Source organism: Dietzia natronolimnaea (genome assembly GCF_002289575.1).
Taxonomy (GTDB): domain Bacteria; phylum Actinomycetota; class Actinomycetes; order Mycobacteriales; family Mycobacteriaceae; genus Dietzia; species Dietzia natronolimnaea_A.
On sequence record NZ_NTGA01000022.1, the window covers coordinates 40,968 to 54,911 of the forward strand.

At 68.4% G+C, this 13,944-nt stretch carries 15 protein-coding genes; 8 read left to right on the forward strand and 7 right to left on the reverse strand.

Features of this window, described 5'->3' with window-relative positions; all coding sequences use genetic code 11:
* Nucleotides 1–29: 29 nt before the first annotated feature.
* Both CEY15_RS12780 and CEY15_RS12785 read left to right on the forward strand, forming a co-directional pair.
* Complete coding sequence (locus CEY15_RS12780; RefSeq protein ID WP_095718773.1) at nucleotides 30–1,019, forward strand: glycosyltransferase; 990 nt, start codon at nucleotides 30–32, stop codon at nucleotides 1,017–1,019.
* A 212-nt stretch (nucleotides 1,020–1,231) separates the two neighbouring features.
* On the forward strand, nucleotides 1,232–1,510 hold the full coding sequence (locus CEY15_RS12785) for a WhiB family transcriptional regulator (RefSeq protein ID WP_095718774.1): 279 nt from the start codon (nucleotides 1,232–1,234) through the stop codon (nucleotides 1,508–1,510).
* Nucleotides 1,511–1,553: 43 nt separating this feature from the next.
* Here CEY15_RS12785 and CEY15_RS12790 read toward each other — a convergent pair whose 3' ends face one another.
* Both CEY15_RS12790 and CEY15_RS12795 read right to left on the reverse strand, forming a co-directional pair.
* Nucleotides 1,554–2,036 carry a hypothetical protein gene (locus tag CEY15_RS12790; RefSeq protein WP_095718775.1) on the reverse strand — a complete coding sequence of 161 codons (483 nt, stop codon included), beginning with the start codon at nucleotides 2,034–2,036 and terminating at the stop codon, nucleotides 1,554–1,556.
* A gap of 2 nt (nucleotides 2,037–2,038) precedes the next feature.
* Nucleotides 2,039–3,277 carry a fatty acid desaturase family protein gene (locus tag CEY15_RS12795; RefSeq protein ID WP_095718776.1) on the reverse strand — a complete coding sequence of 413 codons (1,239 nt, stop codon included), beginning with the start codon at nucleotides 3,275–3,277 and terminating at the stop codon, nucleotides 2,039–2,041.
* A gap of 97 nt (nucleotides 3,278–3,374) precedes the next feature.
* Here CEY15_RS12795 and CEY15_RS12800 point away from each other — a divergent pair, with 97 nt between their 5' ends.
* The 4 genes from CEY15_RS12800 (at nucleotide 3,375) to CEY15_RS12815 (ending at nucleotide 6,587) form a co-directional block, all read left to right on the forward strand.
* Nucleotides 3,375–4,109: an amino acid ABC transporter ATP-binding protein gene (locus tag CEY15_RS12800; RefSeq protein ID WP_095718777.1), complete on the forward strand. Its 735-nt coding sequence runs from the start codon at nucleotides 3,375–3,377 to the stop codon at nucleotides 4,107–4,109.
* Nucleotides 4,110–4,203: 94 nt separating this feature from the next.
* Complete coding sequence (locus CEY15_RS12805; protein ID WP_095718778.1) at nucleotides 4,204–5,019, forward strand: glutamate ABC transporter substrate-binding protein; 816 nt, start codon at nucleotides 4,204–4,206, stop codon at nucleotides 5,017–5,019.
* Nucleotides 5,020–5,097: 78 nt separating this feature from the next.
* Entirely contained in the window at nucleotides 5,098–5,760 is a 663-nt protein-coding gene (locus CEY15_RS12810) for an amino acid ABC transporter permease (RefSeq protein ID WP_095718779.1), read from the forward strand.
* Nucleotides 5,757–6,587 (forward strand): amino acid ABC transporter permease, encoded by an 831-nt coding sequence (locus tag CEY15_RS12815; RefSeq protein ID WP_095718780.1) that lies wholly within the window; start codon nucleotides 5,757–5,759, stop codon nucleotides 6,585–6,587. Before CEY15_RS12810 ends, CEY15_RS12815 begins: the two co-directional genes overlap by 4 nt.
* A 158-nt stretch (nucleotides 6,588–6,745) precedes the next feature.
* On the opposite strand, the gene CEY15_RS12820 is transcribed toward CEY15_RS12815, so the two are convergent.
* From CEY15_RS12820 to CEY15_RS12830, 3 genes are all read right to left on the reverse strand, one after another.
* Nucleotides 6,746–7,522 (reverse strand): SDR family NAD(P)-dependent oxidoreductase, encoded by a 777-nt coding sequence (locus tag CEY15_RS12820; RefSeq protein WP_017837357.1) that lies wholly within the window; start codon nucleotides 7,520–7,522, stop codon nucleotides 6,746–6,748.
* 61 nt (nucleotides 7,523–7,583) lie between these two features.
* Nucleotides 7,584–8,012 carry a VOC family protein gene (locus CEY15_RS12825; protein WP_095718781.1) on the reverse strand — a complete coding sequence of 143 codons (429 nt, stop codon included), beginning with the start codon at nucleotides 8,010–8,012 and terminating at the stop codon, nucleotides 7,584–7,586.
* Nucleotides 8,013–8,096: 84 nt separating this feature from the next.
* Nucleotides 8,097–8,726, reverse strand: a complete 630-nt coding sequence (locus CEY15_RS12830) for a maleylpyruvate isomerase N-terminal domain-containing protein (RefSeq protein WP_095718782.1) — start codon at nucleotides 8,724–8,726, stop codon at nucleotides 8,097–8,099.
* 108 nt (nucleotides 8,727–8,834) lie between these two features.
* Here CEY15_RS12830 and htpG point away from each other — a divergent pair, with 108 nt between their 5' ends.
* A complete protein-coding gene (gene htpG, locus CEY15_RS12835; RefSeq protein WP_095718783.1) occupies nucleotides 8,835–10,880 on the forward strand; it encodes a molecular chaperone HtpG in 2,046 nt (681 codons plus the stop codon).
* 7 nt (nucleotides 10,881–10,887) lie between these two features.
* On the opposite strand, the gene CEY15_RS12840 is transcribed toward htpG, so the two are convergent.
* Nucleotides 10,888–11,514, reverse strand: a complete 627-nt coding sequence (locus CEY15_RS12840) for a hypothetical protein (protein WP_095718784.1) — start codon at nucleotides 11,512–11,514, stop codon at nucleotides 10,888–10,890.
* Nucleotides 11,514–12,299: a phosphatase PAP2 family protein gene (locus tag CEY15_RS12845; RefSeq protein WP_095718785.1), complete on the reverse strand. Its 786-nt coding sequence runs from the start codon at nucleotides 12,297–12,299 to the stop codon at nucleotides 11,514–11,516. The genes CEY15_RS12840 and CEY15_RS12845 overlap by 1 nt, the downstream gene beginning before the upstream one ends.
* 117 nt (nucleotides 12,300–12,416) lie before the next feature.
* On the opposite strand from CEY15_RS12845, the gene aspA reads away from it, so the two are divergent.
* Nucleotides 12,417–13,877, forward strand: coding sequence for an aspartate ammonia-lyase (gene aspA / locus CEY15_RS12850; RefSeq protein WP_095718786.1), 1,461 nt, complete (start codon nucleotides 12,417–12,419; stop codon nucleotides 13,875–13,877).
* Nucleotides 13,878–13,944 lie beyond the last annotated feature (67 nt).

Genomic DNA, 13,944 nt, shown 5'->3' on the forward strand with positions numbered 1-13,944 from the left:
CGGTCGGGCGCGGCGGAGGGGGGCGGGAGATGATCGGCATCTACGTCCACAACCGTGGGCGGGGTCATCTCCACCGCGTGCTCCCCGTGATGGGTGCCCTGCGGGAGCGGGGCCTCGATGTGACGGTGCTGATCGCAGGACAGTTCGACGACGCGCTCCTCCCCCCGGGGGCCCGGGTCGTCCACCTCCCTCCCGGCATCGACGACGAGGAGGACGCGGAGGAACTCACCCTCTCGGCCCGCCGCGCCGCCGTCGCCTGGATCGACCACGCACGCCCTCGCGCGTTCTGGGTCGATTCCTCGCCCGCCATGTCGCTGGCCGCGCGGATGACCGGGATCCCGATGGTCAGCACCCTCCCTCCGGGGGTGAGGGAGGACGAGCCCCACCTGCTGCGCGTCCGCGCGGCGGAGCGTCTGATCGGGGCGTGGCCCCCGGGCGTGCACCAGGCCACCCTGCGGCGGACCGAGAGCCCGGTGGCGGAGATCGGGGGCGTGTCCCGGTTCGAACGACGGGACCGTGAACCACGGGACCGTCGTCGCCGACCCCGGGTGGTCCATCTGAACGGCTCCGGGTCGGGCGGGGACCACAGGTTCTGGCGGGCGGTGAGGACCACCGCTCGCGACCTCGGGGTGACCGAGTGGCTGGAGATCGGCGGCCCGGACGGATCGTGGCACGAGGACCCGTGGCCCGAGTTGTGCTCCGCCGATGTGGTGGTGACCGGTGCCGGGCAGGCGTCCGTGGCCGACGCCGCCTGTGCTGACGTCCCACTGGTGGTGGTCCCGGGTCGCCGGCCGTACGGGGAGCAGGACGCCACGGCCGAGGCGCTCGACGGGATCCCGGGGGCGTCGGTGATGCGATACGGCAACGGCCCGACGGCGGTCGCCCGGGCGGTCATGGAACAGGTCGACCGCTTCCGCGACGGGGAGTCGACCGGGATCAGGTCGTGGTGGGGTGTCGACGGAGCGGCGTCCCGCGCCGCCGAGGTGATCCGGGCCGCGACGACGGGGCTCGTCAGGTGACGAAGTGCGGTCCGCGCCGGATTGCCGAATTCTCACTTCCGCGACAATCTTGCTGACCAAGCAAGTAGCACAGGGGTTCTCAGGTAGTTAGGCACGCCTTGGTGTGCCGGTTTCCGTTTGACCTCTCCCTGTCGGCTGACAGGATGAAGGTCCGCGTTCTGAACATCCAGGGCTCATGGCAGGGCACTTCAGCCGCGCGGAAAGGAGATGCCGTGCCCCGATACAGAAACCTCGAGCCGACCGCCGAGTTCTGGTCCTGGCGGGACGACGCCGCCTGCATCGACCTCGAAGACCTGTTCTACAGCGCAGACGACGAATCCAAGGGGGAGCGCCGCCGCAAGGAGGAGAAGGCCAAGGCCGTCTGCCAGGGCTGCCCGGTGTTCGACCCCTGTAGGCAGTTCGCCATGGAATCGAAGGAACTGTACGGGGTCTGGGGTGGCACGACCGAGTCCGAACGGCACGCCATGGCGGGCCGGCACCGGACCGGCTGACACCGGCCGACCGACCGGCTGACGCCGGCCGACCCCGCGGGGGTTAGAGATCCTCCCGCGGGGTCGCCTCATGACCGGTGATACCCGCGGACCGGTTCCGCTCCTTGAGCTCGGCCTCGTAGACGTGGCGACGCCCTCCGGTGACCTCGTCGCGGACGGCCTTGCTCACCTCGCGGGCCGTGGTCCAGAACCCGTCGTCGAACTCCTCGACCATCTGGAACGTCCACCGCCCGTGGAGGACGTTCACCCCGACCATCTCGGTACGGATCAGCTCCGCGAGCTCCGTGCGGCCGACCGCCTCCAGCTGATCCGCGGCCTGCTGGTAGAGGATGTCCGCGCGCCCGATCAGCTGGTGCAGGTCGTAGAGGTGGCCACGGGCCCGCTCGACGTACTCCAGTGCCTCGGTGGCGGTGCCTGCGGCCTCCACCTCGGCATCGGTCGCGCCGGGGGGTCGCCGATGCGTCTCGTCGACGCTCGGCGTCCGGTCTCCGCCGGCAGCCCCTTCGTCCCCCCGGTCGTCCGCCACCGTCAGACCGTGCGGGTCAGGCGACGGAGCTGGTTCGGGGCGGTCCGGTGCTTCAGGGCGGTGACCAGGCCCGACCGGGGGCCCGCGTGATCGTCGTAGGTCCGCGGCTCACCCTCGAACATGCGCTCCGACCTGGTTTCCGGCGCGTCGTCCGTGGTGGCCTTGAGGAAGCGGTCGGGCAGCGAGAGCTTGGCGATCGTGCGCCACGACTGCCAGTACTGCTTGTAGAGCGGACCCGTCGTGTACGGCAGATCCCAGCGACGGCAGACGTCCTGGACCTTCTCCGAGATCTCGCCGTACCGGTTGGACGGGATGGTGGGGAAGAGGTGGTGCTCGATCTGGTAGGAGAGGTTGCCCGACATGAAGTGGGTGAGCTGGCTTCCGGTGAAGTTGGCGGAGCCGAGCATCTGACGCAGGTACCACTGCGCCTGGGTCTCCTCGGAGAGGTCCTCCAGGGTGAACTTGTCCGCACCGTCCGGGAAGTGCCCGCAGAAGATCACGGCGTTGGACCACAGGTTCCGGATGACGTTGGCGGCGGCGTTGGCGGCCATCGTCGACTTCCAGTTGGGGCCCGACAGGAGCGGGAACCACACGTAGTCCTTGCCCACCTGACGGCGGGCCTTGCGCAGGAACTGCCCGATGCGCCGCTTCTGCTCGGCCCGGCCGGACGAGTTGATGGTGCCCGGCGCGATCTCGAGGTGCTGGACCCCCACGCCCCACTGGAAGGTGAACGCCAGGATGGTGTTCCACACCAGGTTCAGTGAGTACGCCGGGTTCCACGGCTGGTCACGCGTCACACGGACCACGCCGTACCCGACGTCGTCATCCATCCCGATGATGTTGGTGTACGTGTGGTGGTGATGGTTGTGAGTGGCCTTCCAGTGCTCGGAGGTGCCCACGATGTCCCACTCCCAGGTGGTGGAGTGGATGACCGGGTCGTTCATCCAGTCCCACTGCCCGTGCATCACGTTGTGGCCGAGCTCCATGTTCTCGATGATCTTGCCCGCGGCCAGCATCCCGGTGCCCACCAGCCACGCCGGGCGGTACCCGGAGAAGAGGAGGACCGCCCGGCCACCGGCCACCAGGCCGCGCTGGAGCCGGATCGTGTTCTGCACGTACCGGCGGTCGGATTCGCCGAGCGAGTCCACGACTTCCTGGCGGATCGCGTCGAGTTCCTCACCGATCGCCTCGACGTCCTCGGCGGAGAGATGGGCGTATTCCTTCACGTCTGATATCGCCATGGGTTGACGGTACGGAGGGCCGGTGGAGTTGTCGACCGGAAAGGTCCAATCGGCGAGTCGATCCTCGATGAATCCTCAGCCGCCTATGATCCCTCCCATGGCACTCGTCGAGATCTCAGGCGTGAACAAGCACTTCGGTGACTTCCAGGCGCTCAAGGACATCACCATGTCCATCGATCAGGGCGAGGTCATCGTCGTGATCGGCCCCTCGGGCTCGGGCAAGTCGACGCTGTGCAGGGCGATCAACAGGCTCGAGACCTTCGAGTCGGGCTCGATCACCATCGACGGCAAGGAGCTGCCCGAGGAGGGCAAGGCGCTCGCCAAGCTCCGTGCGGACGTCGGCATGGTCTTCCAGTCGTTCAACCTGTTCGCGCACAAGACGATCCTCGAGAACGTCACCCTCGGCCCCATCAAGGTGCGCAAACAGTCCAAGGCCGTCGCGGAGAAGCGGGCGATGGAACTGCTGGAGCGGGTGGGTGTCGAGCACCAGGCGTCCAAGTACCCGGCCCAGCTCTCGGGTGGTCAACAGCAGCGTGTCGCCATCGCGCGGTCCCTCGCGATGGACCCCAAGGTCATGCTCTTCGACGAGCCCACCTCCGCCCTGGACCCGGAGATGATCAACGAGGTCCTCGACGTGATGACCGGGCTGGCGAGGTCCGGGATGACCATGGTCGTGGTCACCCACGAGATGGGATTCGCGCGCAAGGCCGCCGACCGCGTCATCTTCATGGCCGACGGGGAACTGGTCGAACAGGCCACCCCTGAGGATTTCTTCACCAACCCGCAGAGCGCCCGTGCCAAGGACTTCCTGTCCAAGATCCTGACCAACTGAGTCGGCTCGGGTCCGCTCACCACCCCCGAACCGGGCCCCCGTTCCAGAATCACCTCCCCCAGATCTCGACCCACCCATTTCACGAGGAGAACACATGAACTTCCGACGGATCGGATCGGCCGCAGCGGCGGTCACCCTGGCTCTCGGCCTGGCCGCGTGCGGGAACGATGACGGGGGCGAGAACCAGCTCCGGATCGGCATCAAGTTCGACCAGCCGGGCCTGGGGCTGAAGGTGGGCAACGACTACAACGGGCTCGACGTCGACGTGGCCACCTACGTGGCCGAGAAGCTCGGCACCCCCGCCGAGGACATCGAGTGGGTCCAGGCACCGAGCGCGCAGCGCGAGACCCTCCTCGAGACCGGGCAGGTGGACATGATCGTGGCCACCTACTCGATCACCGACTCCCGCAAGGAGAAGGTCGACTTCGCCGGACCGTACTTCATCGCCGGCCAGGACCTCCTGGTCCGCGCGGACGACGACAGCATCACCGGGCCGGAGTCGCTCGACGGCAAGCGCCTGTGCTCGGTCTCCGGGTCGACCTCGGCGCAGAACGTCCAGGAGGAGGTCCCGGGGGTCAACCTCCAGGAGTTCGGCACCTACTCCGAGTGCGTCTCGGCACTGGTCTCCAACGCGGTCGACGCACTCACCACGGATGACACGATCCTCGCGGGTTACGCCGCGCAGGACCAGTACCAGGGTCAGCTCAAGGTGGTCGGATCCCCCTTCTCCGAGGAGCTCTACGGGATCGGTATCCAGAAGGGCGACACGGAGAAGTGCGAGCAGATCAACGAGGCCATCCGCGAGATGATCTCCGACGGCAGCTGGGACGCGGCCGTCGAGGAGAACCTCGGAGCGGCGGGCTTCGAGCCGGGAGAGGGCAACCCGCCCAACCCGGACGCCTGCGCCTGATCTGACCTGACAACTCCTCCGCGCCACCGGTGAACGGTGGCGCGGAGGCCCTCCACACCTCATGACGGAAGGTGGACCATGGGCGATATCTTCGCCGACTATGACGTCCTCGGGGCGGTGTGGGTCACCATTCAGCTCTCGCTCCTCGGGACGGTGGGCGCATTGGTGCTGGGGACGATCATCGCGATCCTGCGGGTCTCCCCGGTGGCCGTCCTCCGCGGACTCGGCACCTCCTACGTCAACATCTTCCGGAACCTGCCGCTGACGCTGCTGATGGTGTTCAGCATCCTCGGCCTGTCCTTCATCCTCCAGCTGTCCGTCTCGGACGACTTCGCCCGCAACGCCTTCTGGTGGGCCGCGATCATGCTCGCTGTCTACCACGCGGCGTACGTCTGCGAGGCCCTGCGCTCCGGTGTCAACACGGTCCCGGTGGGCCAGGCCGAGGCCGCCCGGTCCATCGGACTCGGGTTCGGGCAGTCGCTGCGGGAGGTGATCCTCCCGCAGGCGTTCCGAGGGTCCATCGCACCCATGGGTTCGGTGATCATCGCTCTCATCAAGAACTCGACGGTCGCCGCCGTCATCGGCGTGGGCGACTCGGCCGGGCTGCTCCAGGTGATCACGGAGAACGAGGGCGCGAGCCTGCCGACGTTCTTCTTCTTCGCCATGGTGTTCGTGATCCTCACCCTCCCGATCGGACTCTGGACCACGTCCCTCTCACGGAAGCTGTCGGTGAAGCGATGAGCACCCAGGCCGTCCTGTTCGACGCCCCGGGCCCCAAGGCCCGCCTCCGCCACAAGATCTTCACGGTGATCGGTGCCCTGATCGCCGTCGGCATCGCCTACGTGGTCTACATCCAGTTCGAGGCCGCCGGCCAGCTGCAGGCGTTCATGTGGGAGCCGTTCGTCACCGACCCGGAGGTGTGGACCTCCTACCTGATCCCCGGTCTCAAGGGGACGTTCACCGCGGCGGCCATCTCGATCGTCCTCGCGGTGATCTTCGGGCTGCTCTTCGGCATGGGCAGGCTCTCGCCGTTCGCCCCACTGCGGTGGTTCTGCGGCGTGATCGTGGAGTTCTTCCGCTCGGTCCCGGTGCTGCTGATGATGGTGTTCGCCTACTTCGGCTACTTCGCAACCTCGAACCTTGTGCCCAACCAGCACGCGCCGCTGGCCGCGGTGGTCACCGCCCTGACCCTCTACAACGGTGCGGTCATCGCGGAACTCGTCCGCTCCGGAGTCCACGGACTGCCCAAGGGGCAGACGGAGGCCGGGCTCGCCGTGGGCCTCACCCCGGGGCAGGTGCTCCGCTCGATCCAGCTACCGCAGGCACTCACGGCCATGCTCCCGGCGCTCGTCGGCCAACTCGTCGTGGTCCTCAAGGACTCCGCACTCGGCTACGGCATCACCTACCTGGAGTTGCTCAACTGGTCCAAGACCCTGGGGTCCGCCTACGCCAACACCGTTCCCGCGTACATCGTGGCGGGCATCCTCTTCGTCGTCATCAACTACTCGCTCACCAAGTTCGCCGTGTACCTCGAAGGTCGGCTGAAGAAGCGCCGCGCCAGGGCCTGAGCCGCCGCGCCGCGCACCGCCAGAGACCCGCACCGTCGAGACCCGCGCCGCCAGAGACCCGCACCGTCGAGAAGGACGTTCCGCACACATCGCCCGAGAGGGCAGGCGCGGAACGTCCTTTTCGATGGCGGGGCGTGCTACTTCCGTGGCGGGGCGTGCTACTTCGGTGGCATCCGGATGCCACCGTCGACGCGGACGGTCTGCGCGTTCATGTACGGGTTGGTGAGAAGCTCCATCACCATCGACGCCAGCTCGTCGCCCGAGCCGAGGCGCTTGGGGAACAGCACGCTCTCGCCGAGCTTGGCCTTGAACGCCTCGGAATCGGGGCCCTCACCGTAGATGGGGGTGTCGATGAGGCCGGGGGCCACGGTGTTGAGGCGGATACCGGCGGCCGACAGGTCTCGGGCGACGGGCAGGGTCAGGCCCACGATGCCGCCCTTGGACGCGGAGTACGCGGCCTGGCCGATCTGACCGTCGAACGCGGCGACGGAGGCCATGTTGACGATCGCGCCCTTCTGGCCGTCGTCGTCGGCCTCGCCGCGGGACATGGCCGTGGCGGCCAACCGCAGCATGTCGAACGAGCCGATGAGGTTGATGTCGATGACCTTGCGGAACGAGTCGAGGTCGAAGGCGGAGGCGAACTCGCCGTCCCGGCCGATCGTGCGCTGCGCCCACCCGATGCCGGCCGAGTTGACCAGGTACCGCAGCGGACCCAGTTCGAGAGCGGCCTCGACGGCCTTGACGTTGTCCTCGGTTTTGGTCACGTCGACAGCCACGAACGCGCCCCCGACCTCGTTCGCCAGGGCCTCGCCCTTCTCGGCGTTGAGGTCGGCGACGACCACCTTCGCCCCCTGGGCGGCGAGCTGACGGACGACGGCGGCGCCGATTCCCGACGCACCGCCTGTGACGATTGCACTTGCTCCGGAGATATCCATGCCAGAACCGTAACAAGCAGACGAGACCGACATCGCGGACACGGGTCGTTCAGTCGGGAAGTCAGCCTGCCTCGCCCTCGACCACCACGTCCCACCGGATGCCGAACCGATCGTGGACCTGCCCGTAGAGGTCCCCCCACGGGGCGACCTCGAACGGCATCGCCATCTCGCCCCCGCTACCGGTGACCTTGTCCAGGAACGCACGGGCCTCGTCCTCGGTGTCGAACCCCAGGAGGAACGAATAGACATCGTTCCTCGGCTGCGGGAGGGTCTCGCCCATCGCATCTCCACCGGTCAGGGTGATCCCGGGGGCCTCGAGGGTCGCGTGCGCCACCGACCCGTGGGGCGGGTCGAACGGGAAGTCCTCGGTGGAGGGGAACTGGTCGTAGGTCATCACCTCGAGCGTCCCCCCGAAAAGTTCCTGGTAGTAGGGGAACGCCTCGGCTGCGTTGCCGGGGAAGGAGATGTAGGGGACGCAGGTCATGGCCATGGTCGGAGCCTCTCGTCACGGGTGACCGCGTGCCGGTGCGACCCGGTAGACGCCACGCTAGACCTACTCGTGGCACAGGTCACGTTAAATCTCGCCGTCGTCGTCTCCGGTCTCGGCGTCCTCGCCGCTCGGTCCGGCCGACGCAGGTCGCCGGCCGGCCAGTGCGAGCAGGCGGGCACGCGAATCCGCCCCGAGCGAGACCGGGCCCGCTTCGGCGAGCACGTCGAACGACCGCATCAGCTCCACCACTCTCCGGGCGTGGTCGAGGGTCCAGGCGGCCAGGTCCTCCGCCTCCTCGGACTCCCACGTCCGCGGCTCGAGATCGTGCGCGTGGACCAGCAGTTCGAACACCCGCAGCGCGAGGAGGTCGCGAACCGGTATCTCGGCCAGTCGGTGCGGGACCAGCGCGTCGGCGTCCCGGGCCCGCGCGAATTCCTTTCGCAGGCCGGCGGACGTGCGGTGCAGGGCGGGGACCGGCCTCTCGCCGGCGTGGTCGGCGGTGCGGGTCCACGCGATCTCCGCTTCCGGCAACCGCGGGAAGTAGGCGGCGTAGCGCAGCCCGCCGCCCAGGACGTGATTGGCGCAGTCGCGTCGGCTCCATCCCGGGCAGGCGCCGCAGTCGCCCTCGAGACCGCCGGAGAGCGCGCGGCCGAACAGGGTGGTGGCGCGGTCGAGGACCGCGAGGTCCTCCGGGCTCAACGGGGTCGGGGTCACGGGCACCTCATCTGCAGGAATGTCTGGCCCTCACACTAGGTTGACTGGGACGGTGTGACCAGATCGCGCCAGCCCTTCAGCCGTGACGAGAAAGGACCGATACCCGCCATGAGCCCGCAGACCTCCGGTGCAGCAGAGACCCGGGAGTTCCAGGCCGAGACCCGGCAGCTGCTGGATCTGATGATCCACTCGATCTACTCCAACCCGGACACCTTCCTCCGAGAGGTCATCTCCAACTCCTCGGACGCGCTGGACAAGGTGAGGCTGGCCGCGATTCAGGACTCCTCGCTGGGGGTCGACACCTCGGACCTGCACATCGAGTTGATCCCCGATGAGCAGGCCCGCATCCTGACGATCCGCGACAACGGCATCGGGATGTCCCGCGACGAGGTGGTGGACCTCATCGGCACGCTTGCGAAATCGGGCACCGGGCAGATGCGGGAGGCTCTCGCGGCGGCGCGCGCGGCGCAGGAGGCGGGCGAGGCCAGCGAGCAGGTGACCGCCGATCTCATCGGGCAATTCGGTATCGGGTTCTACTCCACGTTCATGGTCGCCGACGAGGTCACGTTGGTCACCCGTAAGGCCGGCGAGACCACCGGCACCCGCTGGACGTCGGGAGGCGAGGGGACGTACACGATCGAGGAGGCCCCCGATGCTCCTCAGGGCACCTCGGTGGTCCTCCGGCTCAAGCCCGCCGGCGGGGACGCGGCGCTGCCGGACTATGCCGCGGAGTCCACGCTGCGCCGGGTCGTGCGCACCTACTCTGACTTCATCTCCTGGCCGATCCGCATGGAGGTGCAGCGCCCGGCACCGGAGCCGACGGGGGATGACGACGAGGGGAACGACCCCGCCGCGGAGAGCGCGCTCACCGAGACCGTGACGCTCAACTCGCAGAAGGCGCTGTGGACGCGGCCCCGCTCCGAGGTGACTGATGAGGAGTACGCGGAGTTCTACCGTCACGTCTCCCACGCCTGGGACGAGCCGCTGGAGACCATCACCCTCAAGGCGGAGGGGACGTTCGAGTACCAGGCGCTGCTGTTCCTGCCCACCCAGGTGCCGTTCGACCTGTTCTCGCCGGACGCCAAGCGCGGCGTTCAGCTCTACGTCCGCAGAGTCTTCATCATGGACGACTGCGAGGAGCTGGTGCCTCCCTTCCTGCGCTTCGTCAAGGGCATCGTCGACGCCCAGGACCTCTCGCTCAACGTCTCGCGCGAGATCCTGCAACAGGACCGTCAGGTCCGCGCGATCCGCAAGCGACTGGTCAAGCGGGTGCTGCAGACCATCGAGCAGCTCAGGACCGAGCGTCCCGAGGAGTTCCGTTCGTTCTGGAAGAACTTCGGCGCGGTTCTGAAGGAGGGCCTGATCTCCGATGTCGACGCCCGCGAGCAGCTGCTGGCCGTGAGCACGTTCGCGTCCACTCGTCCGCGTCCGGAGGAGTCCGACGGGGTCACCGAGGTTCCAGAGGGTTCAGAGGGCACCGAGGGCACCGGGGGCGAGGACGAGGCGGGCACGACGATCGCCGAGTATGTCTCCCGGATGGTCGAGGGGCAGGAGGAGATCTACTACCTCACCGGCACGTCCCGTGCGGCGGTGGAGAACTCCCCGCATCTGGAGGCGTTCCGGGCACGGGGTGTGGAGGTGCTGGTGCTCACCGACCCGGTCGACGAGGTGTGGGTCGACGCGGTCGGCGAGGTCGACGGCAGGCGGCTGCGCTCGGTGGCCAAGGGTGATGTGGACCTGTCCGGTATCGGAGCCGAGGGCCAGGACACGACGGGCGAGGCGGATTCCGCGGAGTTCGCCGGGTTGCTCGGCTGGCTGGGCGAGGAGTTGGCCGACGAGGTCAAGCAGGTGCGACTCTCGCATCGTCTGACCGAGTCCGCCGCGTGCATGGTCGGCGACGAGTTCGACATGACCCCGCAGCTCGAGGCCATGTACCGGGCCTCGGGCATGGAGTTGCCGACCAGCAAGAGGATCCTGGAACTCAACCCGTCGCACCCTCTGGTCGAGCGGTTGCGGACGCAGCATGCCGAGGACCCGTCGGCCCCGGGGCTCGCCCAGTCGGCGCGCCTGCTCTCGGGTGCGGCGGTCCTGGCCGAGGGCGGGACGCTGTCGGACCCCGCTGCGTTCGCCCGACTGCTGGTCGACCGGATCTGACGAACGGTCAGTCGATCGTCGCCCCGCGGGTGTCCGGGTCGGATCCCGCGGGGCGCCGGCCGCCTCCCCAGTAGCCGCAGACAGCTCCGATCACGCCGCCCAGTGCGGTCTCCACCGGAGTGTGGTGATCGATCCGGACCCGGGCCCAGGCCACGGGGGGAATCAGAGTGAGCAGCCGCCAGTAACGGTGCGACAGTTCCCGGGCCAGCACCGCGATGACGCCGGCCAGGACCGCGATGTGGAAGGAGACCTTGACCCGAGTGGTGGCGGCGCCCGCGACGCCCAGTGCCACGAGGGCGGCCCGGGTCATGCGCCTCAACTCGGGCGGTGCTTCGCGACGTCGTTGGGCCACCATCAGTGTCACCACCGACCCGGCGATGCCGGCGATCACGAGCGGGCGGTCCTCCCGCCGGGTGACGTGGTGATCGGACAAGGCCTTACGTCGGACCCTCCAGGCGATGGCCGCCTGCGGCACCAGCCCCAGCCCCGACGCGGTCGCGAGGCCCCAGCCGGGCGAGCCCACGCGGCGCCCGAGGTGGAGCGAGCCGACCGTGAGCACCACCCAGGGAGCGAAGGCCTCGGTCAGGATCACCTCCGGGGCCGCCCTCCGGTCACCCCGCGGGTGGGGGTCCATCACGCCTCCGGGCGCGAGAGCAGCCGCGGGACGTAGTCGAGGCGGTCGGCGAGCCACATGATCGTGGCCACCTCGCCCACCCAGGCCAGGCTGACGCACCAGCCGGCGAGGACATCGCTGGGGAAATGGACCCCGAGGTACATGCGGGTCACCCCGACCGCGGGGACGTACGCTGCAGATCCCGCGATCACCGGGTACCGCCATCCGGTGGGCCAGGCGAGTACGCAGGCGCACCCGGCGAGGGCCGCGCTCGCCATCGCGTGTCCGCTGGGGAACGAATAGCTCTTCTCCTGCACGATGTGGGCGAAGAAGGTGGGGCGGTCGCGCCGGTACAGGAGTTTGAGGACCGAGTTGATGATGGTGGACCCGACCAGGGACACCGTGAGCAGCGCGGCCGGGCGACGACTGCCCCGCACGTACGCCAGGTAGCCGGCGGCGGTGAGGGCGAAGACGGGAACCGCGGTGACCCCACCGAGTTCGGTGACGGCCCTGACGATCCGGGTGGTGCGTGGTGTGTGCCGCCGACGCAGCCACAGCATGACGGGCCGGTCGAAGGGAAGTTTGGCGCCGGACCTGATCCTCTCGGCCAGTTCCACGAACCCGATGACGGGCACGGCGAAGCCCGCGAAGGCCACCCCGAAGACCACCCAGGTTCCTCGAGGCAGGGGTTCCTGGCCCCTGTCGATGATGCTTCCCAGGAGCCCGTCGGAGGGGGCCAATGGTCGCAGGACGTCTTTCGCCGCGGTCAGGGTCCGGGTGCGACGGGAGGTCGTCGTGCGGGACATGACCACACCCTAGGCACAGTGGCGCGGCGGCGGGGGATCCCCGCGAACAGCGACACCGCCCGCGGGCCGGGGGGCGTGGCTACTGTGGATCGTGGCGACCCGACCAGCGGAGGACGAATGACCCAGACCCGTGTGGAACGAGACCTCCTCGGCGAGAGAGAGGTTCCGGCTGACGCCTATTACGGGATCCACACCGTGAGGGCGGTCGAGAACTTCCCGATCGCCTCCACGACCATCAGCGACATCCCGGACTTCATCCGCGGGATGGTCATGGTCAAGAAGGCCGCGGCGCTGGCCAACGTGGAGATGGGTGTCCTGGACCCGGACGTCGCCGAGGCCATCGTCGGTGCCTGCGACGAGATACTCGTCGACGGCCGCTGCATGGACCAGTTCCCCTCGTGCGTCTACCAGGGTGGGGCAGGGACGTCGGTCAACATGAACACCAACGAGGTGGTGGCCAATCTCGCGCTGGAGCGGATCGGGCAGCCGAAGGGCGCCTACGACGTGATCAGCCCCAACGACGACGTCAACCGTTCGCAGTCCACCAACGACGCGTACCCGACCGGGTTCCGGATCGCCCTGTGGCACTCCCTCGAGCGGCTCGAGCCTGCCATCGTCGCGTTGCGCGAGGCCTTCTACGACAAGTCGGAGGAGTTCCGCGAGGTCCTCAAGATGGGTCGCACGCAGTTGCAGGACGCGGTCCCGATGTCATTGGGGCAGGAGTTCGGCGGGTTCGCGGTGACGCTCGACGAGGAGCTCCACGTCCTCGGCGCCGCGGCCCGGATGCTGCTCGACGTGAACCTGGGCGCCACGGCCATCGGCACCGGGGTCAACACGCCACCGGACTACCGGCGTGCGGTCATCGAGCACCTGCGGCTCGTGACCGGTCTGCCGGTGACCGGGGCGATGAATCTCATCGAGGCGACCAGCGACACCGGCGATTACGTCAACGTCCACGCGGCCCTCAAGCGGACCGCGTCGAAGGTGTCCAAGATCTGCAACGATCTGCGCCTGCTGTCCTCCGGTCCGCGGGCGGGTCTCAACGAGATCAACCTCCCGGAGCTCCAGGCGGGGTCCTCGATCATGCCGGCCAAGGTGAACCCGGTGATCCCGGAGGTGGTCAACCAGGTCTGCTTCAAGGTGATCGGCAACGACGTCACGGTGACGATGGCGGCCGAGGCGGGCCAGCTGCAACTCAACGTGATGGAGCCGGTGATCGCCCAGGCGATGTTCGAGTCGATCTCGTTGCTCACGTCCGCGATGGAGACCCTCACGGAGAAGTGCGTCCGGGGCATCACCGCCAACGTGGAGGTGGCGCGCCGCAACGTCATGGACTCGATCGGGATCGTCACGTATCTCAACCCGGTCATCGGGCACCACAACGGTGACCTGGTGGGGCGGGAATGTGCGCGATCGGGTCGCGGCGTCCGCGAGGTCGTGTTGGAGATGGGTCTGCTCTCGGCGGAGGAGGTCGATGACATCCTCTCGCCGTCGAACCTGTTGCGGCCCCGGTACAAGGGCAAGTCCAGCGGTCAACTTGCGGCCGTACCCTCCGAGGACCTGTCGGACCCCACCTGAGACACCGGGCACCCCGGTCACGGGTGAGGGTGGCCGGGGGTTCTGCGGTGCCGGTCGGACCGGGACG

Excerpts from the sequence above, each read along its gene's own strand:
- CEY15_RS12780 (WP_095718773.1), top strand. The coding sequence starts at position 30 with ATGATCGGCATCTACGTCCACAACCGTGGGCGGGGTCATCTCCACCGC.
- CEY15_RS12795 (WP_095718776.1), bottom strand. The coding sequence starts at position 3,277 with ATGGCGATATCAGACGTGAAGGAATACGCCCATCTCTCCGCCGAGGAC.
- CEY15_RS12800 (WP_095718777.1), top strand. The coding sequence starts at position 3,375 with ATGGCACTCGTCGAGATCTCAGGCGTGAACAAGCACTTCGGTGACTTC.
- CEY15_RS12805 (WP_095718778.1), top strand. The coding sequence starts at position 4,204 with ATGAACTTCCGACGGATCGGATCGGCCGCAGCGGCGGTCACCCTGGCT.
- CEY15_RS12810 (WP_095718779.1), top strand. The coding sequence starts at position 5,098 with ATGGGCGATATCTTCGCCGACTATGACGTCCTCGGGGCGGTGTGGGTC.
- CEY15_RS12815 (WP_095718780.1), top strand. The coding sequence starts at position 5,757 with ATGAGCACCCAGGCCGTCCTGTTCGACGCCCCGGGCCCCAAGGCCCGC.
- CEY15_RS12820 (WP_017837357.1), bottom strand. The coding sequence starts at position 7,522 with ATGGATATCTCCGGAGCAAGTGCAATCGTCACAGGCGGTGCGTCGGGA.
- CEY15_RS12825 (WP_095718781.1), bottom strand. The coding sequence starts at position 8,012 with ATGGCCATGACCTGCGTCCCCTACATCTCCTTCCCCGGCAACGCAGCC.
- htpG (WP_095718783.1), top strand. The coding sequence starts at position 8,835 with ATGAGCCCGCAGACCTCCGGTGCAGCAGAGACCCGGGAGTTCCAGGCC.
- CEY15_RS12840 (WP_095718784.1), bottom strand. The coding sequence starts at position 11,514 with ATGGACCCCCACCCGCGGGGTGACCGGAGGGCGGCCCCGGAGGTGATC.
- CEY15_RS12845 (WP_095718785.1), bottom strand. The coding sequence starts at position 12,299 with ATGTCCCGCACGACGACCTCCCGTCGCACCCGGACCCTGACCGCGGCG.
- aspA (WP_095718786.1), top strand. The coding sequence starts at position 12,417 with ATGACCCAGACCCGTGTGGAACGAGACCTCCTCGGCGAGAGAGAGGTT.